Origin of the sequence: Undibacterium sp. TC4M20W (assembly GCF_049340245.1) — a bacterium.
Lineage (GTDB): Bacteria > Pseudomonadota > Gammaproteobacteria > Burkholderiales > Burkholderiaceae_D > Undibacterium.
Genome location: NZ_JBMPPI010000015.1, coordinates 24,581 through 49,418, shown reverse-complemented (window position 1 = coordinate 49,418; position 24,838 = coordinate 24,581). Strand labels below are relative to the sequence as shown.

Annotated in this window: 24 protein-coding genes; 19 read left to right on the top strand and 5 right to left on the bottom strand. The window is 52.1% G+C overall.

Features of this window, described 5'->3' with window-relative positions; genetic code table 11:
* Window positions 1–116: 116 nt before the first annotated feature.
* Both ACO0LL_RS18085 and ACO0LL_RS18080 read left to right on the top strand, forming a co-directional pair.
* Window positions 117–314, top strand: a complete 198-nt coding sequence (locus tag ACO0LL_RS18085) for a hypothetical protein (RefSeq protein WP_162039663.1) — start codon at window positions 117–119, stop codon at window positions 312–314.
* A gap of 14 nt (window positions 315–328) precedes the next feature.
* Window positions 329–1,435, top strand: a complete 1,107-nt coding sequence (locus ACO0LL_RS18080; protein ID WP_422952223.1) for a patatin-like phospholipase family protein — start codon at window positions 329–331, stop codon at window positions 1,433–1,435.
* Window positions 1,436–1,543: 108 nt separating this feature from the next.
* Here ACO0LL_RS18080 and ACO0LL_RS18075 read toward each other — a convergent pair whose 3' ends face one another.
* Both ACO0LL_RS18075 and ACO0LL_RS18070 read right to left on the bottom strand, forming a co-directional pair.
* The gene (locus ACO0LL_RS18075) at window positions 1,544–2,470 is read right to left on the bottom strand and encodes a pseudouridine-5'-phosphate glycosidase (RefSeq protein ID WP_162039659.1); all 927 of its coding nucleotides are present in this window, start codon (window positions 2,468–2,470) and stop codon (window positions 1,544–1,546) included.
* 93 nt (window positions 2,471–2,563) lie between these two features.
* A complete protein-coding gene (locus tag ACO0LL_RS18070) occupies window positions 2,564–3,655 on the bottom strand; it encodes a carbohydrate kinase (protein WP_422952222.1) in 1,092 nt (363 codons plus the stop codon).
* A 344-nt stretch (window positions 3,656–3,999) separates the two neighbouring features.
* On the opposite strand from ACO0LL_RS18070, the gene ACO0LL_RS18065 reads away from it, so the two are divergent.
* From ACO0LL_RS18065 to ACO0LL_RS18045, 5 genes are all read left to right on the top strand, one after another.
* Window positions 4,000–5,886: a hypothetical protein gene (locus ACO0LL_RS18065; RefSeq protein ID WP_422952221.1), complete on the top strand. Its 1,887-nt coding sequence runs from the start codon at window positions 4,000–4,002 to the stop codon at window positions 5,884–5,886.
* A 320-nt stretch (window positions 5,887–6,206) separates the two neighbouring features.
* Window positions 6,207–6,503 (top strand): collagen-like protein, encoded by a 297-nt coding sequence (locus tag ACO0LL_RS18060; protein WP_422952220.1) that lies wholly within the window; start codon window positions 6,207–6,209, stop codon window positions 6,501–6,503.
* Between the two features lie 100 nt (window positions 6,504–6,603).
* Window positions 6,604–6,795: a Thivi_2564 family membrane protein gene (locus tag ACO0LL_RS18055; protein WP_422952219.1), complete on the top strand. Its 192-nt coding sequence runs from the start codon at window positions 6,604–6,606 to the stop codon at window positions 6,793–6,795.
* A gap of 329 nt (window positions 6,796–7,124) precedes the next feature.
* Window positions 7,125–9,209: a hypothetical protein gene (locus tag ACO0LL_RS18050; protein WP_422952218.1), complete on the top strand. Its 2,085-nt coding sequence runs from the start codon at window positions 7,125–7,127 to the stop codon at window positions 9,207–9,209.
* A 174-nt stretch (window positions 9,210–9,383) separates the two neighbouring features.
* Entirely contained in the window at window positions 9,384–9,578 is a 195-nt protein-coding gene (locus ACO0LL_RS18045; RefSeq protein WP_422952217.1) for a hypothetical protein, read from the top strand.
* A 29-nt stretch (window positions 9,579–9,607) separates the two neighbouring features.
* Here the strand turns inward: ACO0LL_RS18045 and ACO0LL_RS18040 are convergent, their stop codons facing one another.
* A complete protein-coding gene (locus ACO0LL_RS18040) occupies window positions 9,608–9,835 on the bottom strand; it encodes a hypothetical protein (protein ID WP_422952216.1) in 228 nt (75 codons plus the stop codon).
* Window positions 9,836–10,089: 254 nt separating this feature from the next.
* On the opposite strand from ACO0LL_RS18040, the gene ACO0LL_RS18035 reads away from it, so the two are divergent.
* The 9 genes from ACO0LL_RS18035 (at window position 10,090) to ACO0LL_RS17995 (ending at window position 19,217) form a co-directional block, all read left to right on the top strand.
* Entirely contained in the window at window positions 10,090–10,467 is a 378-nt protein-coding gene (locus tag ACO0LL_RS18035; protein ID WP_422952215.1) for a hypothetical protein, read from the top strand.
* A 191-nt stretch (window positions 10,468–10,658) separates the two neighbouring features.
* The gene (locus tag ACO0LL_RS18030) at window positions 10,659–10,793 is read left to right on the top strand and encodes a hypothetical protein (protein ID WP_422952214.1); all 135 of its coding nucleotides are present in this window, start codon (window positions 10,659–10,661) and stop codon (window positions 10,791–10,793) included.
* Between the two features lie 130 nt (window positions 10,794–10,923).
* The gene (gene rbsK, locus ACO0LL_RS18025) at window positions 10,924–11,853 is read left to right on the top strand and encodes a ribokinase (RefSeq protein ID WP_422952213.1); all 930 of its coding nucleotides are present in this window, start codon (window positions 10,924–10,926) and stop codon (window positions 11,851–11,853) included.
* Window positions 11,854–12,143: 290 nt separating this feature from the next.
* Window positions 12,144–13,148, top strand: coding sequence for a BMP family lipoprotein (locus tag ACO0LL_RS18020; protein ID WP_422952212.1), 1,005 nt, complete (start codon window positions 12,144–12,146; stop codon window positions 13,146–13,148).
* A 159-nt stretch (window positions 13,149–13,307) separates the two neighbouring features.
* Window positions 13,308–14,837 (top strand): ABC transporter ATP-binding protein, encoded by a 1,530-nt coding sequence (locus tag ACO0LL_RS18015; RefSeq protein ID WP_422952211.1) that lies wholly within the window; start codon window positions 13,308–13,310, stop codon window positions 14,835–14,837.
* Between the two features lie 123 nt (window positions 14,838–14,960).
* Complete coding sequence (locus tag ACO0LL_RS18010) at window positions 14,961–16,043, top strand: ABC transporter permease (protein WP_422952210.1); 1,083 nt, start codon at window positions 14,961–14,963, stop codon at window positions 16,041–16,043.
* A complete protein-coding gene (locus ACO0LL_RS18005) occupies window positions 16,040–17,011 on the top strand; it encodes an ABC transporter permease (RefSeq protein ID WP_422952209.1) in 972 nt (323 codons plus the stop codon). Before ACO0LL_RS18010 ends, ACO0LL_RS18005 begins: the two co-directional genes overlap by 4 nt.
* Before the next feature lie 354 nt (window positions 17,012–17,365).
* On the top strand, window positions 17,366–18,364 hold the full coding sequence (locus tag ACO0LL_RS18000; protein WP_422952208.1) for a nucleoside hydrolase: 999 nt from the start codon (window positions 17,366–17,368) through the stop codon (window positions 18,362–18,364).
* Window positions 18,365–18,374: 10 nt separating this feature from the next.
* Entirely contained in the window at window positions 18,375–19,217 is an 843-nt protein-coding gene (locus tag ACO0LL_RS17995) for an isopenicillin N synthase family dioxygenase (protein WP_422952207.1), read from the top strand.
* A gap of 506 nt (window positions 19,218–19,723) precedes the next feature.
* Here ACO0LL_RS17995 and ACO0LL_RS17990 read toward each other — a convergent pair.
* Together ACO0LL_RS17990 and ACO0LL_RS17985 are read right to left on the bottom strand one after the other, a co-directional pair.
* Window positions 19,724–20,374, bottom strand: coding sequence for a DUF5610 domain-containing protein (locus tag ACO0LL_RS17990; protein WP_422952206.1), 651 nt, complete (start codon window positions 20,372–20,374; stop codon window positions 19,724–19,726).
* Window positions 20,375–20,513: 139 nt separating this feature from the next.
* Window positions 20,514–21,995, bottom strand: a complete 1,482-nt coding sequence (locus ACO0LL_RS17985; RefSeq protein WP_422952205.1) for a diguanylate cyclase — start codon at window positions 21,993–21,995, stop codon at window positions 20,514–20,516.
* A 42-nt stretch (window positions 21,996–22,037) separates the two neighbouring features.
* On the opposite strand from ACO0LL_RS17985, the gene cdd reads away from it, so the two are divergent.
* From cdd to creC, 3 genes are all read left to right on the top strand, one after another.
* Window positions 22,038–22,439 (top strand): cytidine deaminase, encoded by a 402-nt coding sequence (gene cdd / locus ACO0LL_RS17980; RefSeq protein ID WP_110257702.1) that lies wholly within the window; start codon window positions 22,038–22,040, stop codon window positions 22,437–22,439.
* A gap of 61 nt (window positions 22,440–22,500) precedes the next feature.
* On the top strand, window positions 22,501–23,223 hold the full coding sequence (gene creB / locus ACO0LL_RS17975; RefSeq protein ID WP_422952204.1) for a two-component system response regulator CreB: 723 nt from the start codon (window positions 22,501–22,503) through the stop codon (window positions 23,221–23,223).
* Window positions 23,220–24,659 (top strand): two-component system sensor histidine kinase CreC, encoded by a 1,440-nt coding sequence (creC, locus tag ACO0LL_RS17970; protein ID WP_422952203.1) that lies wholly within the window; start codon window positions 23,220–23,222, stop codon window positions 24,657–24,659. The genes creB and creC overlap by 4 nt, the downstream gene beginning before the upstream one ends.
* The last annotated feature ends 179 nt before the right edge of the window (window positions 24,660–24,838 follow it).

The window sequence follows — 24,838 nt, the reverse complement described above, 5'->3', positions numbered from 1 at the left end:
ACTTACGTTTAGCTACAAAGATGATTTCCTCGCTATTACACTGTGAAATATGCATACAAAATGCACATGTTAGAATGCCTCCATCAATATCACAACAACATTTCCCCGGGGAACTTATGCACTATCGTCTGATCAGCCGTAATGAACAAAATGAAGTCGTCAAATCTACAGAAGCGGGCGATGATTTCATGGCCGCCGTCAGCCAGGGCGCACATCTGCGTCATGAACTAAATGCCGCATATCAAGTCGATCTGATCTCGGTCACCCATGATGGTGAAGAGCACAAGCTGGCACAACTCGGCGGTTTCGCCTGAAGAAGCAGGCATCCATGGCCAACCAGGATACCGTATTGATTTTGCAGGGCGGCGGCGCCCTGGGTGCCTATCAGGCGGGTGTTTATCAGCAATTGCATGAGGCAGAAACCCCGCTGGACTGGATTATAGGCACCTCTATCGGTGCCATCAACACTGCGCTGATCGCGGGCAACCCGCCAGAGACGCGCATTGCGCAAATGCGGGCATTCTGGGATAGCCTGGCACCTGATGCGATCAGCCGCAACAGTTTTTGGCCTAGCTTTTCGCCATGGATGAACCTCACTAACAATCTCAATACCCTGACTGCAATTACGCAAGGTGTGAATGGGTTTTTCAAACCACGCATTGGTGCTGCCTGGGACATCAATGCCAAGGTGCCGATAGAAGAAGCAGGGTTTTACGATACATCGCCCCTCAAAGCCACACTGGAAAAATATGTGGACTTTGACTATCTCAATGACGGCCCTATACGTGTCAGCATTTGCGCCGTGGATATCGACAGTGGCCAGGGTGTGGTGTTTGACAGCAAGCGCGGACGCATAGATGTTGAACACATCATGGCCAGCGGCGCATTGCCACCCGGCTTCGCACCAGTCAAGATAGGTAACCGCGCATATTGGGATGGTGGGGTATATTCCAACACACCGCTTGATGTCTTTCTGGATGAAGAAAGGAAAGCAGATGCGCTGTGCTTCATGATTGATCTATGGGACCCGTCAGAAACGCGTCCACAGTCGATCGCCGGCGCGATGACGCGCTATAAAAGCATACAGTATGCAAGCCGCTCGGCAGAGCAGTTGCTGATCTACCAGCGCATGCAAGACATGCAGCGCGCGATACGCACGCTGACCGAACACCTGCCCGCAGCAGTACGAAAGAAAGAAGAGTTGAAACCGCTGATGGAGATGGGTTGCGACCACACGATTAATGTCGTCCACCTCATCATGAAGGCGCTGCCGGACGACAATTATTTCAAGGATGTCGATTTCAGCATGGCGACCATGGAAGCCCGCTGGGCCGCCGGCATCCACGACTGCAAACGCGCCTTGCGCCACAAGTCATGGCAAAAACCCTTGCCACCGCATGCAGGGCTGGTGATTCATGAATTGCCGCAGGAGTGAGCTGCATGATAGCTGCGGGATGATGGACAGGGTGCGCTGTGCGCACCTTTGAATAACAGCAATAGTATTTTTCAGAGAGCGGGTGCGCACGGCGCACCCTACAAAATTTTACACTGTGCGCTTGCGCAAATGATGCAGAGCCAGTGCCAATTGCGTACCGACGACAGCATTGTTTTTGACCAGCGCGATATTGGTTTCCAGGCTACGGCCTTCCGTCATTTGTTTGATGCGGTTCAGCAGGAAAGGCGTGATGGCCTTGCCAGTGATGTCCATCTCATCTGCCAGTTGTAGTGCTTTTTGGGTGATGGATTCTATCTCTTCCTTGGGCATGGCAGATTCAACAGGTACCGGGTTGGCGATGACGATGCCGCCGTTTAATCCTAGTGTCCATTTGGCGTGGATGAATTCTGCCTGTTGTTCTGCCGTGTCGAGCTGGAAGTCTGCCTTGTAGCCGCTGTCGGCGGTAAAGAAAGCCGGGAAGGCTGGCTGGCCTACGCTGACGACTGGCACGCCATGGGTCTCAAGATATTCCAGCGTCAGGCCTATGTCGAGTATGGATTTGGCACCGGCACAAACCACGGCAACCGAGGTGCGTGCCAACTCTTGCAAGTCGGCAGAAATATCGAAGCTGGTTTCAGCACCGCGATGTACACCGCCTATGCCGCCTGTGACGAACACTTCTATGCCAGCCAGTGCTGCGCAGATCATGGTGGCGGCCACTGTCGTTGCACCGAGTTTGTTATTGGTCAGTGCATAAGCCAGGTCACGGCGGCTGACTTTCATGGCGTCTGGCGAATTGCCCAGTAACTCCAGTTCTTCGTCATTCAAGCCTATGTGGATTTTGCCATTCATGATAGCAATGGTGGCTGGCACGGCACCGCCGTCACGGATGATTTGTTCCAGTTCACGCGCAGTCTGCACGTTTTGCGGATAAGGCATGCCATGCGAAATGATAGTGGATTCGAGTGCTACCACAGGCTTGGCCGCCAGGCGGGCAGCGCGAACTTCGTCGGATAAGACCAGATAAGATTGCATGATGTTTCCTTTTGTAGAAATACAGGATAAGTCGTGTACTAGTTGCGTATTAGTCGAGTATTAATTGCGCATTAGTTGTGCATTAGCTGCGCATTAAGCTTCTTCAAAAATAGTCGGGCTGATCGTTGCAGCCACTGTCGCATCGCTTTCCAGCGTCAGTTTTGCCAGCTTCAAACCATATTCACAGGCCAGACGCAAATCATCTTGCTGGTGACACAAAGACCAGGCTACGCCAGCGGCAAAGGCATCGCCCGCACCTGTGGCATCGCGTACGCTGGCTGCTGGCGCAGGCATGTGCTGCATACCGCTACCATTGGTAAATGTCACGCCTGCCACACCCTTGGTGACGATGATGTCCTGCACGCCACGCTGCTGTAATTGTTTGCAGGCTGCTTCCAGTTCCGCCTGGTTTTGTATGCCATGTCCAACAGCGGCTGCGAGTTCACCCTGGTTCAATAATAACAGGCGCAAGCCTTGCAAATCCTGCGGCAGGCGCGCCATCTTGGGTTCAGACACAGCCACGGCCATTAGCGGCATGGCTTGCTGATGCGCTTCTTGCAATAACAAGCCTATGCTATCTGTCGGTAAATTCAAGTCGATGATGGTGAAGGCAGCATGGCCACGCTGGGTCTGGCGGCTATGCAGATAATCTGGTGTCAGGGCATCGCAGCATTCCATATGCGCCAATGCCAGCACCATGTCGCCCTCATCATTGAGCAAGGCAGTATAGCTGCCGCTATGCATGCCAGCCGCCTGCAGGCAGGCTTTGACATCAATGCCAACGGATTGCGCATGCTCAAGCATGCTGCGCCCGGCAGCGTCGTCACCCACCGCGCACAACAGACGTGTGGGCATGCCCAGGCGTGCCAGGTTCTCGGCAATATTGCGGGCAACACCGCCAAAGGCTTCATGCTGGCTGACCGGGTTGGAAGTTCCCATCTGCACCGGCCCCAAAGTGCGCAATTTGCGATCTATATTCGCCCCGCCTATGCATACCACAGGACGCTGATCAGGCAAGACATAGGCCCGGCCCAGCAAACGTTTGTCACGTATCAGCGCGGCAATATGCCCGGCCACGGCTGAGCGCGACAAGCCTGACTGGTCTGCCAGTTCTTGCTGCGAAATAAAAGGCTGGGCAGCGATGAGCTGGTAGAGCTGTTCTTTTTTGGATGGTGTTGCGGTCATGTTCTTGCCTGACGGTTTGGGATTTCCCCATATTATAAACAATTGTTTATCGATATAGACAAATGTTTTTAAATTTAAATATGAATACTGGCGACGAGCTTGCATTGCGCAGAACAAGCCAGAAAATAACAATAATTAACATAAAGTCTAATCTTTTTTATAATTTTAAATAAAAAAATGATAATCTTTCAAATGCAGATGAAGGGTGCGAATGAGAACGGGCATCAGCAGCCCAGCTATCACTGAAAGCTACGGTAGTACCCGGATAAATCCGCATCACCAATGCCACTACCGACACTACCGACACTACCGCACATCAAAACAAAACCAACGAGAGGGAAACCATGAACACGTCTGACCGCAAGCAGCGCAAGCCTGCCCACGCAGTTAAACTGACTACCTGCATTTCTTTATTGGCTACGGCTTGCCTTTGCCCGCTGGCACAAGCGCAAATCCTGCCGCCCGATGCCAAACCGACCTGCACTACTTCTACCCCGGCGAATCCCGGTGGGCCAGCACCAATTCCATTCGCGCAATGGTTTGAGCCAGCCGGTGTCACCAACGGTGGACTGGTAAAGGCTGCCGACAGTGTGAATTTCCCTGATGCGTCGGCCTGCAGTTTTTATCAATGGTCGCACCAGATGTTCTTGTGGCTGACTTCACCCACGCCGAAGGGGCTTCCCGGTGGTGATCATATCTTTTCTTCTTCTGCCTTCTATGGCGTATCACCAACTGTTAACGGAGCGCGAAACTTCATACCGCAGTTGACCCGGCAGGCAATGAACTTCAGCCCTTTGCTGCGGCAACTGGGGCCGAATAATCTGCCTGTGGCCTTTGACAAATCAGGCAAATTGTTTGAAGTCTTGCCACCCAAGCTGGCGCCTAGTGGCAAGGCCACCACGATAGACAAGACGGGCAAAACGGTAGAAATAGACCATGTTGAAGTGGGTGCGGCTGGTAAGGTCAGCCTGTTGGCCAAGGGTGGCAAGCAGATAGAAACTGATCTGGTGGCCAACCTGCGTGCGCGCCTGCCAAAAAAGCAAACTGCCTTGCTGACAGCAGCAAGTACCGACAGCAATATCGTGCAAAGTTTCAAGCGGGATGCCAAGGGCGGTCTGATTTATCTGGATGCAGCTGGCAATGAAGTCGATATGACCATAGGCCAGGCAGGCGGCAGCAATGTGCTGGTCGCACAAAATGGTTCGCTGGTGTATTACTCGATTGCCGCGAATGATTTGTTTGCCTATTTCCTGACGCAAAGAAAACCAAATGCACCAGCAAACCTGATGTATCCAACCACGGCGCAAGAATTGGCCGACGTGGTTGCCTATGCCAAGAAAGCCGGCCTGCGTGACCTGGCAGCGCCAGAAGCACTGGCTGTTGAAGTCAAGCTGGCATGGATAGAAACCACGGGTTTTGATGAAGCGACCAAAAAGAAATTCATCATCATCGATGCTGAAATACCAGATGTCAGCATCAACCAGCCAGCATCGCTGAAACAGGGCGCGGTAAAGAACAAAAAAACCAAACTGGCACTGGTAGGCGTGCACGTGGTCGGCAGTGCGAAAGGTAATCCTGAACTGATCTGGGCGACCTTTGAGCATATGGACAATACCCCAAATGCCGAATACAAATACATAGACGTCAATGGTGCAGAAAAACTGGTGCCGCAAAATACCAAGGGCAAATGGCTGTTCAGCCAGGATGGCGCAACAGGCCCTTTCAACCAGACCCTGTACAAGGCTGCAGGCAATACCATCACTTGCACCGACACGACCAAGCCTTGTGTAGTCAAACCAAATGACACCATACGCTGGAAACCCTGGGGCGCTGCTGCCGACCAGAATCCACGCCAGGCTGACCCTACCCATGCTGGCCCTGTCATCACCCCGCCTGAATCCAATACTGACTTGTTGTCCATCAACAATAGCGTCATTTCACAACTGGCACCAGGCGATGTACGCAAGAATTACCTGATGATAGGCTCAACCTGGACCACTGGTGGCCGCGCACCTGATTCAGACAAACCACCAGCCACGGCCATCAACCAGGTCGGCACCAGCAGGCTGGCCAATACCACGATGGAAACCGTGCACCAGGGCTCGAATATCAACTGGGCAGGCGGCACCAATTGCTTTAGCTGCCACAAGAGTAATACGGTGACTGTCAGCCATATCTGGCCTGAGTTGAACCCTTTGCCAAAAACACTGTTGAAGGCAAAAACCAAGTAAGACCGTGTAAGCGTATATCGGCACCGAACACTGCCAGATATAGTCAATAAAAAAAACCGCAGACTTTACAGGTCTGCGGTTTTTTTCTTCTTTGATCTATTTCTTTAATCTATTTCATCCCCGCCAGCCACTCCCATTGCTTTTACAGCGCAGATAGCCAGGGTTTTGTACTTCACTTTGTATTACCGGTATCGCCACTATAGGTCAAAAAAAATTCACGGTATGTTCGTCAGCGTACGGATGCAAAACTTTATTGCGCGCATCCTGTGATGGCATTGTTATTGAACTATTTTGAAATTTAATTTACCGAGGCTAATCCCATGAAAATCTCTATCCTTGCTTTGACACTCGCTGCTGTAATGGCAACCACTGCTTGCGACCGTAAGCCTACAGAAGTCGCTGTTCCTGTGCCTGTAGCCGTACCAGTCGCTGTGCCAGTTGCAGTACCTGGCCCTGCCGGTGCACCAGGTGCACCAGGAGCGCCCGGCGCAACTGGCGCCCAGGGTGAACCAGGAGCCGCAGCCTCAGTCGGCGCCACTGGCCCGGCAGGTGCAGACGGCAAGCCAGGTGAGCCAGGCAAACCAGGCGACACCATCGTCGTCGTGCCACAGAAGTAAGCCTGCTGGCAAGCATGTGCCTGTCGTTGTTTCCTTGATTCACGGTTTCACGACGCATGCATGCTTGCCACTTCATCATCTTTTTTTAAATAGGTGAATCATGGTTCAGCTCGTCAATCTCATTATCTATCTTGTTGTATTCGGCCTGATCTGGTGGCTGGTTGGTTTCTTGCCTCTGCCTGCTCCGGTGGCACAGGTTGTACGCGTGTTGTTCATCGTCTTGCTGATCATCATCGTGCTGTCTGCTTTTGGTATCGTGCCTGGCATACACATGCCGCAGTTGCGCTGGTAGATTGCAGTCATCTTAGGGCTCGCTACTTTTGCGGGCATGCGAATTCTATTGCATGCCTGCTCCTCTCCTTGCACTTCTTGTCTCCTTCTTCTATCCTCCCACAGCTCTCCCCTTCCACGCCTTTTCTAATACATAAGCCGTAACATGCGGTAACAATAAATACCCCGCGTATTCAAACACCCCTGATTTTTCGCTTTACGGCACATTGTAAAATAGTTCACTTTTTATTACTTCCGGCAAACATGTTCATGCTTCACTTGTCAGCAAGAGCGTTTGATTTTTTACGCTTTTTTTTTGCCGCAGCTTATCGCTATTTTTACAGGGCTATTATGCAGGGATATGTCACCTCAATTTCACGCAAGGCAAGCGGCTCTTGCCTGCTGACCCTGACTCTGGTTTTATCTGGCCTGAGCTTGCCAGGCTTTGCGCAGCCACAGACATCACAACAAGGTACGCTTCGTTTGCTGGCCGGTTCTGGCGATGCGCCTTCTGGCATTGCAGACGGGCCTGCATCGGTGGCGCGGTTCAATACCAATTTCTTGAAATTTGATGCCTTCATCGGTACCGCGATGAATGGCGAGGGCAAGCTGTTCGTGACCGACCCGGGCAATCACACGATACGCAAGATAGAAGCAGATGGCGCAGTCAGCACCCTGGCAGGCAAGGCAGAACAGCCGGGCAGCACAGATGGCAACATCGCCCAGGCGCGCTTCCGTTTGCCCAGCGGCATGGTCTTTGACAAGGCAGGCAATTTATATGTCGCTGATTCAGGCAATCACAGCATACGCAAGATCAGCCCGGATGGCATGGTCAGCACAGTCGCTGGCAAGGCGGGCGCACCCGGCACCGCCGATGGCCCAGCAGCAAAAGCACGTTTCAATACGCCCACCGATGTGAAGATCGATGCTGCTGGCAACCTGTATGTAGCCGACTATGAAAACCACAGCATACGCAAGATCACTCCCGATGGCATGGTCAGCACCTGGGCTGGTGTATCAGGCAAGGAAGGTAATGCAGAAGGCGCAGGCAGGCAAGCCCGTTTCCTCAGACCCAAGGCACTGGTATTTGACGCAGCAGGTAATCTGATCGTCAACGATGCAGGTGAAATGATCATACGCCGCATCACGCCAGCGGGCATTGTATCGACCTTGTCGGTAGGGCCAGAAAAATTTGATAAAAACAAGAATGATCAGGAAATAGAATATGGTGAGATTGATGGCATGGTTGCCGATGCGGATGGGAGTGTTTATGTTGCGGACCGCAGCAGCGGCAAAATCCGTCGAATTACTCCAACTGGAGATGTCATTTCTTTTGTCAAGAACAAGAAAAACGAACTCTATAGCGAACCCAGCGGACTGATACTCGCGCCGGACGGTGATATTTTTATTTGCCAGCGAGATGGCAACATACTCAAGATTAAAGACGGTGGCATGGTTGCATCCCTGTCAGGGCCGGTCTATCCCACAATTAGCCAGGATGGCCCCGCACTTGAGGCAAGATTCTCAAGCCCCTCAGCTATTACTGCAGACCACAATGGCAATCTGTATCTGACAGATTATCGCCATACCATACGCAAGATCAGCAGCTCAGGCGTGGTGAGCACCATCGCCGGCATGATTGATCAGCGGGGTAGCAGCGACGGCATTGGTACTGAAGCGCAATTCAATATACCGTCTGCATTGACGCTAGACAGCAAGGGTAATCTCTACGTCAGCGACCGGGAAAACCATAGCATACGTAAAATCGATGCTGCCGGAGTGGTGACGACATTTGCAGGCAAGGCAGGCAAAACGGGGAGTGTTGATGGGACGGGGCTTGCAGCTCGCTTCAACAGGCCCATCGGTTTGGCGATAGACAAGCACGACAATGTCTATGTTGCTGACAACGGCAATAAACAGATACGCAAGATCAGTCCGGCTGGCGTGGTCACTACGCTGATGGGCAAGCCCAATGGCAGCAACAAACCGCGCGATGGCGACAGAAAGACCGGAAACCTGGTTGATCCAATAGCATTGGCGATTGATCCAACTGGAAATCTTTATGTAACTGACCGCACATCAGTAAGAAAAATTACTCCGAATGGCAAACTAACTACGATTACTGAAAATAAATTCGCTGCCGGATTTATTGGGCCTCATAGCACTCAGGATATTTACAGGATGTCCTGGGGTATCGCCATGGACCATGCAGGCAATCTGCTGGTGAGCGACTACGACAACGACGTCATACGCAAAATCAGTCCCAAAGGAAAGATAACCACGATCGCAGGCGTAGATGGCTACCGGCGCATACAGACCGGCAGTTTGCCTGGCCGCCTCTATCGCCCCATGGGCATCACCACGGTGGACAAAAATAATTTCGCCATCATCAGTGGCGACAATGTGCTGATGATGACATTGTCTGAAAATCCCTGATTTCCATCCGCAAAAATATACAGATCAAACAAAACGGAATACAGATTACACATCTATATCACCACAAATGCCAAAGCCGTCAAGGGCAAACCACCAAGTCCGGTCAATATTCAAGAGAGCGAACCAGAGCAGCCTAAAGAGGGTGAAAGCAAACCAGCGTCCCCCATCCACATCTTGCGCGACAAATTATCGGATGCGAATCCCGGCAAGGGGGCAGGCACCACTCCTGACTCACCTCAGCTTGCGGCAGCCAAACCAGCACTAATCAATAAAGAAGACAGTGGCGGCTTACTGATGGGCGACAACACCCGCTCCAGCCGCATTGTCGCACTGGCAGAACCAGCATTGCGCCGCCCTGTACCAACCTGAGCCTTACCCCTCAGCTCAGCGACTAGCAACTATTTCTTACCAAAGAATTTTTCCCGCTGCCATTCAATCAGCACCGCTACCAGAAAAAATACCACGCTCACCAGCAGCAGCTTGAGCATGATATCCACATCAAACTGCTTGCTGCGATAGGAAGCCGCAGCAGCGATCAGGCCAGCCGCACAAAGTATGCGCATACCCTGGCGTTTGTAGGCAGCACGGCATAAGGATAAGAATTTGTTGTCTGTTTTGCTGCTCATGGAATCGTTGATGCAAATCACTAATGGACAAAGGACACTAAAGGAACGATTCTAACAGCGTATAGCTTGAAGGCGTATAGCTTGGAGATTAAAGGGTTTATGGGCGGAAGTACAAAGTGGCCAATGAGAACCTGGATTGTTTTTCATGCTTCTGCACAGATTAGCAAAATGGCTTCCAGGGGTTTTCTATCAATGCTTAATTTGCATTTGCTATACTCAATACCATCATCGAAGACCTTAAGAAAGAGCTCTGCATGTTTTTACCTTGGGAAAAATTGCCTGGATGGCTGTTGGGTCCACTGATGACATGCTTGGGTGGATACCTATTTTTGCATGCAGAGCCCTATTCATGGCGTCAATGGGAAGCCCTGGGTTTCGTGGTGATCGGAATTGTTATTTTTATATTCGGCGTGAAGAAACTATGCGCCGGGACAGACGAATATCACATCAATGAAACTTCGACTTCAGCACGAAAAAAAGCAATAGAAGAACGAGAGAAATTATCGGCACCCAATTTTGCCAATTACGATGCAATGCAACTAAAGCGAATTCTTGGCCGCATTGACGCAGATCGCTATCCTGAACGGGTAAAGGAAATACAAGCCAGATTAGATGCACTTGAGCAAAAGTGAGCCACTTATCGCAATTGCTGATATGTCCAATTAGCTGAATCGATTTATTTGGCAAATGAAAGGCTTCTGGTTTTTGAGATCAGGCTTGAGCACAAGCCCGGATTTGCACCTCACGCCCCCTCCCTCCACTGCTCGCCAAATTTGACATCCACCCGCGACAGCCCCACAATCAGCCCGCGCTGGCAAATTAGATGGAATTCTCTAGCAATAATGATATTTTTTCATTACGCGATGGTCTGATGCAGTCTGATGCAATGCAGCAAATTCCCGCTCTGACAATGCCAGCAAAACAGACTGAAAACAATATTTCTACTATGGTTGTCTGACTGCCGCGATTTTGCACAATTTTTGACCAAAAAATCAGATTGCGCTTGACGTTAAACAGGCTCCATAGTTAAATACGAAATCGATTGCGCAAACGATTGCGCGACAACTTTTTACCGAGAAAAAAGCATCATGAAGCCACGCATCACTGTAGTCGGCAGCGTCAATATGGATCTGGTTTTTCGCACGCCGCGCATGCCGGCCCTGGGCGAGACCCTGCATGGCCATGAATTTTGTCAGATTCCCGGTGGCAAAGGGGCCAATCAGGCCGTAGCCGCTGCCCGCCAGGGCGCGCAGGTCAGCTTTATCGGTGCAGTGGGTGATGATGGCTTTGGCAGTTTTTCGCATGATTGCCTGGCCGCCGAGGGCATGGACCTGACCCACCTGGCGCGAGTAGCCGGAGTTGCCACAGGTGTGGCTGGCATTTTGGTAGAAGATGGCGGCGACAATAGCATTGTCCTGGCAGCAGGTGCCAATGCAACTTTGACTCCGACTCAGGTTGAGGCAGCTACTGCCACCATAGCAGGCGCACAGTTACTGGTTTGCCAACTTGAAACGCCGCTTGCTACCGTCACCCGCGCGATAGAAATTGCCCGCGCCAAAGGTGTCAAAGTGATTTTGAACCCTGCCCCGGCGCAAGACCTGACAGATGCCTTGCTAGCCCAGGTCGATTACCTGATCCTGAATGAAACCGAAGCTTCGCAATTGAGTGGCGTGACGGTCGTTGATCAGGCCAGTGCCAAAGCAGCCTCGGAACAAATCTTGCAACGCGGTACAGGCACGGTCTTGCTGACCATGGGTGAGCATGGCGCCCTGATCACTGAGAGCACAGGCAGCCAGTTCATCCCGGCTGTCAAGGTCGATGTGGTCGATACCACCGCTGCTGGCGACACCTTTGTCGGTGCCTTTGCGGTGGGCCTGGCAAACGGCCTGAGCGTGATGGATGCCAGCCGTGAAGCGCAATACACTGCCGCACTGACTGTCACCAAGCTGGGTGCACAGACATCCATACCGCAACGCCAGCAAGTGCTGGACTTCATGGCGGTTGGCAAGGCTGCCTGATCAGGCAATAAATTGAGAATGATGACCAGGTTGCCGTCAAAAAATGGCACCAAAATTGGGCGTGGGCACTAAATCATGCCCCGCCATCAGTACCAACACTGTTTTTGATAAAATTTCGCCCGCGTGGCTGAAACGAAATGTCTGCACCATGTTAGGCTTGCACAGGCTTTCAAGACTGGCTTGATTTTTTTACAAAGCCCAGGCTGTGCCAGCAGAAAACATGGTTTTTAATTTGGGCGCTGCATGCTCTTTGTGAGCACAGCACAACGACATCTGATGAAGGAAATTTCATGAAACTCAAGCAAATCTGCCTGTCCCTGGCGACCCTGATGGCTGTCGGCGGCGCGGCCAGTGCTTATGCTGCAGACCTTAAATTTGCAGTGATCTATGACGCAGGCGGCAAGTTTGACAAGTCCTTCAACCAGTCAGCATCTGAAGGCGCAGAGCGTTTCAAGAAAGAAACCAAAATCCCTTATCTGGAAGTACAAGTCGCCAGTGACACCCAGACTGAACAGGTTTTACGCAATCTGGCCCGCAAGAATGTCGATTTGATCGCTGCCATCGGCTTTGGCCAGGCACAGGCGGTACAAAACATCGCCAAGGAATTCCCAAAAACCAAATTCGTTCTCATCGACGGTATTGCTACGGGTGACAATGTCAGCTCTGTGCTGTTCAAGGAACAGGAAGGTTCTTACCTGGTGGGCGTGGCAGCAGCGATTGCCAGCAAATCCAAAAAGGTAGGCTTTGTAGGCGGCATGGATATCCCACTGATACGCAACTTCGCCTGTGGCTATGCACAAGGTGCAAAAGCCACTGAACCCAAGATTGATGTCGTACAAAACATGGTCGGCACTACCACAGCAGCCTGGAATGATCCGGCCAAAGGTGGCGAGCTGGCACGCGCCCAGTTTGAACGCGGCGTCGATGTGATTTTTGCAGCAGCCGGTGGTAGCGGCATGGGCACTTTGCAAGCAGTAAAAGAAAAAGGCAAGCTGGGCATAGGCGTTGATTCCAACCAGAACTACATGCACCCAGGCAGCATGCTGACATCGATGGTCAAGCGTGTAGATCAGGCTATCTATGACAGCTTCATGCAGTTGAAAAACGGTAACTGGAAAAACGGTACCCAGTTCAAGGGTCTGAAAGAAGGCGGCGTGGATTGGGCGCTGGACAAGGATAACCGCAGCGTCGTCAGTGCTGACATGGAAAAACGTGTCAACGCAGCCAAGCAAGACATTATCAATGGCAAGGTCAAGGTCGCTGATTTCCGCGATGGCAATAAGTGTCCGGTCTGATCGTTTTTACAAAGTAGCAGCCATAAGTAGTAGCAATAAGTAGTAGCAATAAGCAGTAGCAATGTATGAAGGGCGCAGTATCTTTTCAGGTACTTTGCGCCCTGATTGATGTTTAGAGCCCAATCTGTCGCACATCGTATTTTAAAGAAACGCTAAAGTATGCAGCCAGCAGTCGAATTTCAACAGATCTCCAAACGTTTTGGTGCGGTGCAGGCCAATCGTGATGTGAGCTTTTCCATCGCGCCGGGTTCCATCCATGGCGTGATTGGTGAAAACGGCGCAGGCAAGTCCACGCTAATGAGCATACTGTATGGCTATTACCGCGCCGACAGCGGCAAGCTGCTCATCAATGGCGCAGAACAGCATATCCGCAACAGCCAGGAAGCGATCAACCTGGGCATAGGCATGGTGCATCAGCATTTCATGCTGGTCGAGAACATGACAGTGCTCGACAATGTCATGCTCGGCACAGAAGGCGGCTTTCGCCTGAAACCCAAGCGCCACGAAGTTGAAGCAAAATTGCGCGAAATTTGCCAGCGCTATTCTCTGGAAGTAGATCCGCTGGCGACGATACAGGATTTGTCTGTCGGTGTGCAGCAAAGGGTGGAAATCCTCAAGCAGATTTACCGCAGCGCCAATATCCTGATTCTTGACGAGCCTACTGCCGTATTGACGGTGCAAGAGACGGCCTCATTATTTGAAGTGCTGCGCTTGTTTAAAGAGCAGGGCAAGACCATCATCCTGATTACCCACAAACTGCAAGAAATACAGGAAATCACTGACCAGGTCACCGTCATGCGCGGCGGTACTGTCATCGGTTCGGTCGCAACCAAGGACACCACCACGGCACAAATGGCCGAGATGATGGTAGGCCGCCCTATAGTCACCCACCTGCCACGTGCTGCCTATGCGCCGGGCGAGACGGTGCTGGAGGTCAAGGACCTGAACCTGGTGAACTCGCAAAAAGTCAGCCTGTTGAAGAACGTCAGTTTCAATATCCGCGCGGGTGAAATCGTGGCGATTGCCGGTGTCTCTGGCAATGGCCAGAGTGAATTGCTGGAAATTTTAAGCGGCATGCGCCTGCCCACCAGTGGCAAGCTGCAAATGCAAGGCAAGGACCTGCCCTTTGCTGGCCGCAAGGATGCCGATGGCTTGCCAGCGACTTTCCGCGACCTGGGCATAGCCCATGTGCCAGAAGACCGCTTGCGCGATGCCGTCGTCAAAAATTTCCCGGTGATGATGAACAGCTTTCTGGGTTACCAGAAAAAACTGGGCAAGTCATTTGGCTTGCTCGATTACAAAAGCATTTTAAAAAATTGCACAGACTTGCTGGCCAAATTTGATGTGCGCCCGGCAGACCCGCATTTGCGTATCGCCCTGCTGTCTGGCGGTAACCAGCAAAAAGTGGTGATGGCGCGCGAGATTGCGGCCAATCCAAAACTGATGCTGGTAGGCCAGCCTACCCGTGGTGTGGATATAGGCACAATAGAAAGCCTGCATACCCGCCTGCTGGCGATGCGTGATGCTGGCATTGCGATTTTGCTGGTATCGGTAGAACTGGAAGAAGTACGCGCCCTGGCTGACCGCATCCTGGTGATTTCCAGTGGTGCCATCACCGGTGAATTGAAGGCAGAAGAATTTGATGCAACCGAGATAGGTTGCCTCATGGGTGGCATCCATACGCACTAAGCGCAGTAAATACTAAGCACTAAGTACAAAGCACTAAGCGAGTGCCAAGGATAATCCAGCCCTGGTAAGAATATTGCAAGAACAAGCAAATACAGACAAGCACAGACAAGCGACCAAACAAAGATGAATCAAGCCGACCTCCCACGCTGGGCCACCGCATTTGCCCTGCCGCTGTTAAACCTGTTCTCCGCCTTACTGGTCGCGGCGGGTGTGATTTATCTGCTCGGTGAAAGCCCGGTAGAATGCCTGGGCATCCTCATCAATGCTGCAGTGTTGAACCCTGAAGGTCTGGGTTACACCTTGTTTTATGCAGCGACTTTTATCTTCACTGGTTTGTCCGTGTCAGTGGCCATGCAAGCCGGCTTGTTCAATATCGGCAGTGAAGGCCAGATGTATCTCGGTGGCCTGGGCCTGACTCTGGTCTTGCTGTGGCTGGACTCATCCGTGCCGGGCTGGTTATTGATACCGCTGGCCATGCTGGGCAGTGCCGCCTTTGGCGCAGCCTGGGCTTTTTTGCCGGGTTATCTGCAAGCCAAACGCGGCAGCCATGTGGTCGTGACGACCATCATGTTCAACTTCATCGCTGCCTGCCTGATGAATTTTGTGATCATCAGCATCCTGGTACCCATGGGTGGGCAAAACACATCGAGCCGCATGTTTGCTGATGCCTCCTGGTTGCCCAAGCTGAATAGTATTTTGCCGGTGTTGGGTGAAACACCGTTGAACATCAGTTTCGTGCTGGCGCTGGTGGCGCTGGTGATTTATGGCGTCGTGGTCTGGCGTACGACCTGGGGTTATCAATTGCGCGCTACTGGCCTGAACCAGCATGCAGCGCACTATGCCGGTATTTCCATCAGCAAAACCATTATCATCACGATGATGGTCTCTGGTGCACTGGCGGGTTTGGCGGCGGTTAATTCCATCATGGGTTCTACCCATTATCTGCCGCTGAACTTCCCCGCTGGTGCGGGTTTTATCGGTATCGCGATTGCCCTGATGGGGCGACAGCATCCGGTAGGTATCCTGCTGTCATCCATATTATTTGGGGCGCTGATACAGGGTGGTTTTGATCTGTCACTGGAAAAAGCCAATATCCCGCCAGAGACGTTTATCTTTATCCAGGGTTTGATCATCCTGTTCTGCGGTGCCATGGAAAACCTGTATGCACCTGCCCTGTCTGCCCTGCTCAAGCGTAAGGAAAAATGATGTTTGATGATTTTCAATTTTCCAGCATCCTGGTATCGACCATACGCAATGCGCCGGTATTGATGTTTGCTGCGATGGCTGGCCTGTTTGCAGAACGCAGCGGCGTGGTCGATCTGGCACTGGAGGGCAAGATGCTGGCCGCCGCCTTTGTTTCTGCTGCTGTGGCTTTTGTGACCAAGAACCCCTGGCTGGGCATCATGGCTGGCGTGGGTATTTCTGCCGCCATCGCCCTGTTGCAAGGCTTTGTCAGCATCACGCAAAAGGGTAATCAACTGGTCGCCGGTATTGCCCTTAATATCGCACTCAGTGGTTTGACCTTTGTGGTTGCACAGTATTTTTTCCAGCAAGGTGGCCGCACGCCTGACCTGGGTGATGCGCGTTTGTTTGATATCGTGCTGCCAGGTTCAGCTGCTGTTGCCAACGTCCCTTTCCTGGGCTGGTTTTATACCAGGCTCATCGGTGGGCATAGTGTGCTGGTGTATCTGGCGTTTGCCCTGATCCCTGTCGTGCACTGGGTCTTGTACCACACCCGTTTTGGTCTGCGCCTGCGTGCCGTTGGTGAAAACCCGCATGCGGCAGATGCGGCGGGCATTAATGTGGAACGTACCCGCTTCATGGCCATGCTGTGCGCTGGCGTACTGTGCTCCTTTTCTGGTGCGTATTTGTCCATCGTACAAAGCGGCTTCTTCTTGCGCGACATGTCCGCCGGTAATGGCTACCTGGCCTTGACGGCGCTGGTGTTTGGTAACTGGCGGCCTTTGTACACTGCACTTGGTTGCCTGATGTTCGGCTTCTTCGCTGCCCTGCAAGTCCAGATCGAAGGCGTGGTCTTCCCTGGCATAGGCAAGGTACCGGGCTCCCTGATACAAATGATACCTTACGTCGTGACAGTAATCGTGTTGGCAGGCTTGATGGCAAAGTCCGTCGCCCCGAAAGCGATTGGTCAGCCGTTTGTGAAGTCACGGTAATTTTAAAAATATAAGACCTCTCAACACAGGGGCACAGAGAAAAGAGCCTAGGAGGTTGGCAGGTTTGTAGGTTGGGCTACGTTTCATCAGCCCAACACTCGGCGTTTCAATAACGTATTCGTCGATTGTAGGCTAAGTGTTGGGCTGATGAGACGTAGCCCAACCTACGCAATTACAACCTACACGGCTTTTCCTCATGCTTTTCTCTGTGTCTCCGTGCCTCTGTGGTGAGCTTTTCGGTCTAAGATTTTAAAACATAATTTCGACCTCCTTGAACCGGGTCAACTGCAACAATTCACATCGCGACTGGGTTCTGCCCAATGGCCAGCCGGTGTAATTTTGGAGAGCATACACATGTCAACAACAGCAAAACATAAAGTCATTTTTGATACGGATCCAGGCGTCGATGATGCAATGGCCTTGTATTTCGCGCTGGCACATCCTGATATCGATGTGGTTGGTATCACGACTACGTTTGGTAATGTCCATGTTGAGCAAGCCACCATCAATGCGCTGTACTTGACGCGCATCGCTGGCCGCAATATCCCTGTCGCGCAAGGTGTACCCGTACCTTTCGCCAAAGCACCTGGCATGCCGCCAGATTTCATCCACGGTGCTGATGGTTTGGGTAACCTGAACAGCCGTATTGAAGTCGGTGGCAAGGCAGAAGTAGAAAGCGCGGCAGAATTCATCGTCAAGATGGCACGCCAGCATCCGGGTGAAATCACCCTGGTCGCGGTTGGCCCACTGGGCAACCTGGGTCTGGCACTGAAGATGGAACCACAACTGCCAAAACTGCTGAAGCAAGTCGTGCTGATGGCTGGTACGGTTGATGAACCAGGCAACGTGTCACCAGTGGCAGAAGCGAATGTCTGGAATGACCCTGACGCAGCTGATCTGGTCTTCACCGCAGGCTGGGATTTGACCATGGTGGGTCTGGACGTGACGCACCGTGTGGTCTTGCCTTCGACCTTCTTTGCTGCCCTGGCAGAAAAACACAAGCACGTGGCGATGGATACCCTGTCGCATGCAGTCAACTTCTACGCCAACTTCTACCAGAGCATACGCCCAGACCTGGGCCACGCCTGCTATGGCCATGATGTACTGGCATTTGTCTGGCTGGTGGCACCGCAGATTTTCGAAACCAACTCTGGCCGCGTACGCGTTGCCAAAGAAGGCATAGGCAATGGCCAGACCATGATGGCAAAACTGCCCATCCCTTATCCACAGGCAGGTTGGGAAGCCAGCAAACCAGAAACACGCGTTTGCATGAAGGTCGATGCAGAGGCATGCAAACAATTGATCGATACCACCCTGGCATCCAACTGGCTGCAAGCTCCATTGTCGAAATAAGGAGGCGATCATGTTTATCGAACCAGTTGATTATCGCGCACCCGATGCTGCGAAAAAATTCACAGAAAGCCTGCACCGCACCGGCTTTGGTGTATTGACCAATCACCCGCTGTCGCAAAGCACGCTGGAAACCATTTACAAGGAATGGTATGAGTTTTTCCAGACCGATGCGAAGAACAAGTATGACTTTGATGCCGAGAAAATGGATGGCTATTTTTCGCCAAAAATTTCTGAGACAGCCAAGGGCCAGACCAAGCGTGACCTGAAAGAGTTTTATCATATCTACCCTACCGGCCGTTATCCGTCTGAAGTGTCGGATGCTGCGCGCAAGTATTATGACGATGGTGCCAAGCTGGCAGCAGAGTTATTGCAATGGGTAGAAGATCATTCTCCTGCTGACGTCAAGGCCAAGTATTCCATGCCCCTGTCAGACATGATCACCGACAGCGACCTGACCCTGCTGCGCGTTTTGCATTACCCACCACTGCGTGGCGATGAAGAGCCAGACGCAGTGCGCGCCGCTGCCCATGGCGACATCAACCTGCTGACCTTGCTGCCTGCAGCAACCCAGGCTGGTTTGCAAGTGCAAGGCAAGGACGATGCATGGCATGACGTACCCTGCGACTTTGGCATGCTGATCGTGAACATTGGCGACATGCTGGATGAAGCCTCGGCAGGTTACTATCCATCGACTATCCACCGCGTGTTGAACCCTACCGGTGAAGAAGCGAAAAAATCCCGCATCTCGCTGCCATTGTTCCTGCATCCACGTGCAGATGTAGTGTTGTCCGAGCGTCATACTTCGGGCAGTTATCTGCAAGAACGTTTGCGTGAGCTGGGTGTGAAGAAGTAAGGTTTTTGTAGTTCGGTTTTGCAAAGCAATCTGCAAATGAAAAGCCCGTCACAGGAAACTGTTGCGGGCTTTTTATCTTGTTATATCCCTTGACCTTCTTTGACGTACTGCTCAATGCACGACAATACACCTTCAGCAATTAGCCTCCCAGTCGTCATGCCAGACTCGATCTGGCATCCAGTGTCGTTAAGCAGTCTCGCTTGTGTCATCCGTGCGCGCAGAAAAGCTGTGATTTTGCAGACCGCCTGTGAACAGCTGCATGAGTATGCAAACAACGCCGCTGGATGCCGGATCAAGTCCGGCATGACGGGTTTGAGGATTCGCGTTTAATTTTTGTAAACGTAATCAGAGGGAAGCACTGCATTTAATATGCTCAGGGCTGCAGTATTTTGTAGGGTGCGCCGTGCGCACCGTTTGAAAACCACATCAGGAAATCAGGAAACCAGTAAGCGCAGTAAACTAGCTGGTGCGCACGGCGCACCCTACCAGATATACCAGGGTTCAGCTCAAGCAGCTTTCTGAGTCGATGCTGTCGCTGGTTTTGCCAGCGTCACCGTATCGCCTGAGGGTATGCCATCCGATTTCCAGCGAGCAAATTCTGTCCGTATGGCTTCCAGGGTTTGTTTGCTGATGTCTGGCAAAGTGCCGCCCAGTATGTCTGATGCCTCTTTAAAACCCTGCTCAACCGCTTTAGTAATTTTATCGAGCTTGGCCGGGTCATCGCCGATGGCAGCCTTGGCAAAACTGAGTATGCGTTCGGCAGTTTTTTGTACGCTGAACTCGCCACCGTCAGCCACGGCGGCCTGCGCTGCCTTGATGGCTTCCGGACTGGCCGAGATTTTTTGCTGGCCACTGACCACCTTGGACAATTCCAGCCCCTGTTGCTCTACCAGTGGTTTGATCAGGTTAATGATGTCCTGCGCCTTGCGGTTGGATTCTTCCAGCAGGGCTTGCAGGTCAGGTGCGGCTGTTTTATTCAGGCGCGGGTCAGAATACACCACCGTATCATTCTTGCTGGCATCCAGATTAACACTGGTGCTGTCAGATGTGGTGGTGGCATTCGTGTCTGCCGTTTGCTCGTCCGTCTTGGGCGCTTTGGTTTGCGCAGTCTGGTAAGTGCGCACGTAAAGATCTTGCCTGGATATGCCTATACTCATCGTATTACTCCATGATAATAGTGATAGATGTTTAGCCCTGTACTATCGTTATGGAGCATGGAAGGCGAAATTGCAATGGCAAAATCAGATGATTATTACCGCCATTAAATATTTTGCATAATAATTATGCATTGAAATATCATGCCGCCTCGTCGGTCACTGCGTCAAACATGATGCGGTTTCTGCCAGCATGTTTTGCTGCATAAAGTAGCTGATCAGCACGGGTGCGCACCATGTCCGGGGTCACATCTCCACCCTGATATTCTGTAATGCCTATGCTGGCAGTGACATAAATATCAATACCTGCCACGGTGACCGGGCTTTTTTCGAGGCGCAGACGCAGTCTTTCCATGGCGGCAGCGGCATCCATGGCATCAGACTCCGGGAAGAGTACGGCAAACTCATCCCCACCAAGGCGGGCGGCCTTGTCTATGCCGCGGGTATTGGCTTGCATCAGACTGGCAAAGTGAGCGATTACTTCATCGCCGGCCTGGTGCCCGTATATGTCATTGACCTTTTTAAAGTGATCAATATCCAGCAAGGCCAGGGCATAAGGTCGTTTTATGCGCTTGGCGCGTTGATGTTCTTCTGCCAGCATGGGTAAAAAGGTGGCGCGATTAATCAGTTTGGTCAGCTCATCCACTTCTGCGGCTTTTTGCCATTCTTGCCTGGCAGCCTCTATTGTCAGCAATTGACGGTTATGCAAGGCGACCGCCAGTATCGTAAAAGTGGTCGTGCACACAAAGCACACCAGCATGAAATTCGCCTCGACCAGATTGCTGCTTTGGAAAGGGCCTAACTGTTGTCCGGTAATAGCGATAATGGCAACCATGCTGGCAGTCAACGCCAGCGTCATGAGCTTGAGGCTGACATAAAAAGCCAGCAGCAAAAGCACGGGCAAAACGAAATAGATAAACCCCGGGTGCCCGCGAAACGCCAGGTATAGCAGCACCCCTACACCAAGTCCGGTCAGTACCAGCCGCTGCACTTCATTACTGTGCAACTGATGATCGTCACGCCAGGCCTGGTAGAGTGGATAAATCAGCAAGATACCCAGGCTATCGGCCAGCACCAGCATGCGAAAGAAGTTACCCGCCTCATCCCAATGAATGTAGCCGCCCACAGACAAATTCAGGCTCAGGATGAGGCTGCTGAGCATGGTCGGTATCAGACAGACTTTGATGCCGAAATGCAACAAATCAGTAGATTGACGCAAACCTTGCGGCAAGGACAAACGCATCATGAGCATGGCAACAATGCCCGCCAGACCGTCAGCCATGGCAGAGATCAGTGTATATAGCGCAGGAGAATTCTTGTGCGCCTCGACCATGCCGGGATAATTTGCCAGGAAGCTGGCCATCAGAATGAAAGGGAAAGCCAGCAAACCATGGCGCATGCCCATCACCATGCCTATGCCAGACGCCAGCCACAGCAAAGTGATATTGCTGGGTTTGAGGGCAAACAATTGCATGCCCGTGCGTGCTGCCAGATAGTAGAGGCCGGCTGCACAGATGAGGAAGGCGATTTCCTGCAGTTTTTTTCTAAAGGGAGAATGCGTTTGTCCATCCTGCCCGACCTGGCCGGGAGCGGAGGATTTAAGCGGATTCACCATATTTGACATGGTTTGATAATACAATGTCGCCTATACCAACGAAAGACGAACATGTTTAACAAAAGTGAACTATTGCAAGCTGCCAATACAGCCCGTGAATCCGCTTATGCGCCTTACTCCAAATTCAAGGTCGGCGCTGCTGTTCTGACCAAGGATGGCAAGACTTTCCATGGCTGCAATGTAGAAAACGCCTCTTATGGTTTGTGCAATTGTGCTGAGCGCACTGCCCTGTTTTCTGCCATTGCTGCCGGCTACCGTCCTGGCGACTTTGCTGCCATCGCCGTGACTGGTGATACCGAAGGCCCGATCGCCCCTTGCGGCGCGTGCCGCCAGGTCATCATCGAACTGGGTGGGCCAGAATTGCCTGTGCTGCTGACCAACCTCAAAGGTGATCTCAAGACCACCACGGCAGGTGATCAGTTGCCGGATGCGTTTTACCTGAAGCCAGAATAATCTTCCAAGGTCCCGCACAAATCAATTGTGCGGGATTATCCACATCTCTATCATCTCCTGCATGAGCAAATCCATACTGATCATCGAAGATGAAGTCAGCATCGCTGACACTCTGGCCTATGCCTTAAAGACTGACGGCTTTATCCCGCAACACCTGAGCCTGGGCCAGCAAGCGCTGGAACTCTTGCGCACAACGACCGCGCCTCCCGCACTGATCGTGCTCGACATTGGTTTGCCCGACATCAGCGGCTTTGATGTCTGCCGCCAGTTACGCCAGTTCTCGGATACACCCATGCTGTTTTTGACGGCACGCAATGATGAAATAGACCGCATCGTTGGCCTCGAAATCGGGGCTGACGATTATGTCAGCAAACCCTTTTCACCACGCGAAGTGGTGGCCCGCATACGTGCAATTTTGCGACGCCAGCAAGGCAAGGTGCAAACTGCAGCAGATGCCACCGTGCCGCGTTTTGAATTGAAGCCGCAAGAAGCGCGCATACTCGCCCATGGTCAGGCATTGAACCTGACGCGTTATGAATACCTGTTGCTTAAAACGCTGATGGAAAGCCCTGGTCATTTATTTTTCCGTGCACAGCTCATGGAAATCGTCTGGACCAACGCACCCGATACGCTGGACCGCACCGTCGATGCCCACGTCAAATGCCTGCGTGCCAAACTGCGCCAGGCAAGACTCACCAGCACAGGCGCAACTGATGATGCCGAAGCCACAGATGAGGGCATCATCACCCACCGCGGCATGGGCTATAGCTGGTCACCTGCATGAAGATAGGCCTGCGCATACTGCTGGGTTATTTTTTAATACTGGGTTTAAGCGCCTGGCTGATCCTGAATGTAGTCGTCGAAGAAATCAAACCCGGTGTGCGCGCCACGCTGGAAGACACCCTCATCGACACAGCCCAAATGCTGGCCACCCTGGTGGCCGACGATGTGGCAGCAGGCAAGGTCGCTGACAGTGATTTGATGAAGCGCCTGCAAAACTATGCCCAGCGCAGCATTGATGCCAACATCAGCGGCATACGCAAGACCAGTCTTGACTACCGCATCTACATCACCGACATCAAAGGCATCGTCATCTTTGACAGCGATGGCAAGGACGTGGGTCAGGACTACTCACGCTGGAATGATGTCAACCGCACCCTGCAAGGCAAATACGGTGCCCGCAGCACCCGTAGCAAATCGGAAGACGAAGGCAGCAGCGTCATGCATGTGGCAGCGCCCGTCCTCGACCATGGCCGCATCATCGGTTCGCTGACGGTCGCCAAACCCATCTCCACCATCAATCCTTTTATCTGGCGCAGCCAGCGCAAGATACTACAGCGCAGTGCCTGGTTGTGGCTGAGTTCTCTGTTGATAGGCCTGGGGTTTTCATGGTGGCTGAACCGCACTTTGCGCAAGCTGCAAACTTATGCGACCAGCGTAGAGAATGGCGAGAAAGCCAGTTTGCCTGAACTGGGCAATAATGAAATCGGCAGCCTGGGCCGCGCCCTCGAAGCCATGCGCGACAAGCTCGAAGGCAAGCAATATGTAGAACAACTCATGCACACCATGGCGCATGAGTTGAAGAGCCCCATCGCTTCTATCCAAGGCTCAGCCGAACTTATGCGTGAAGACATGCCCGCCGCTGACAGGCAGCATTTCCTCAACAACATCCTCGAACAAAATTCCCGCCAGCGTCAGCTTATCGATAAATTGCTGGCCCTGGTCAAGCTGGAAAAACAGCAAAGCCTGGACCACGTACAAGTCGTCAACATCCCGCGCCTTTCGGCACTGGTGACTGAAGATGCGCAACCCGGATTATTAGCCAAGTCCCTGCAACTGCAGCAAGACATGGACTCCGCCATCACCAGCATCAATGGTGATGAATTATTGTTGCGCCAGGCGCTGGGCAATCTGCTCGACAATGCGATTGCCTTTGCCCCTGCAGGCAGCAGTATCAGCCTGCAAACCCGTCTCATCAATAACCCCGATGGCACATCATCACTGCAAATCAGTATCAGCGACCAGGGGCCAGGCATACCAGATTACGCCCTCGATAAAATCTTTGACCGCTTCTACTCCCTGCCCCGCCCACATGCAGCCAAAAGCACGGGACTGGGTTTGCCATTTGTGCGGGAAGTAGCGTTGCTGCATGGGGGGAGTATTAGCGTGAGCAATCAAGTTGATGGTGGCGTAGTGGCGAGGTTTTGTTTGAGTGTGTAGTTTAAGTTTTGCCTCATCCAGCTCAGCAGTCTAGTACAGATTAAAAATTTGATATATCTATGCTATGCATCTCGTAGGTTGGGCTACGGTTCACCAGCCCAACACTCGGACTAAACAAACGTATGCGTTATTTAAACGCCCAGTGTTGGGCTGATAAGGCGTAGCCCAACCTACAGAAC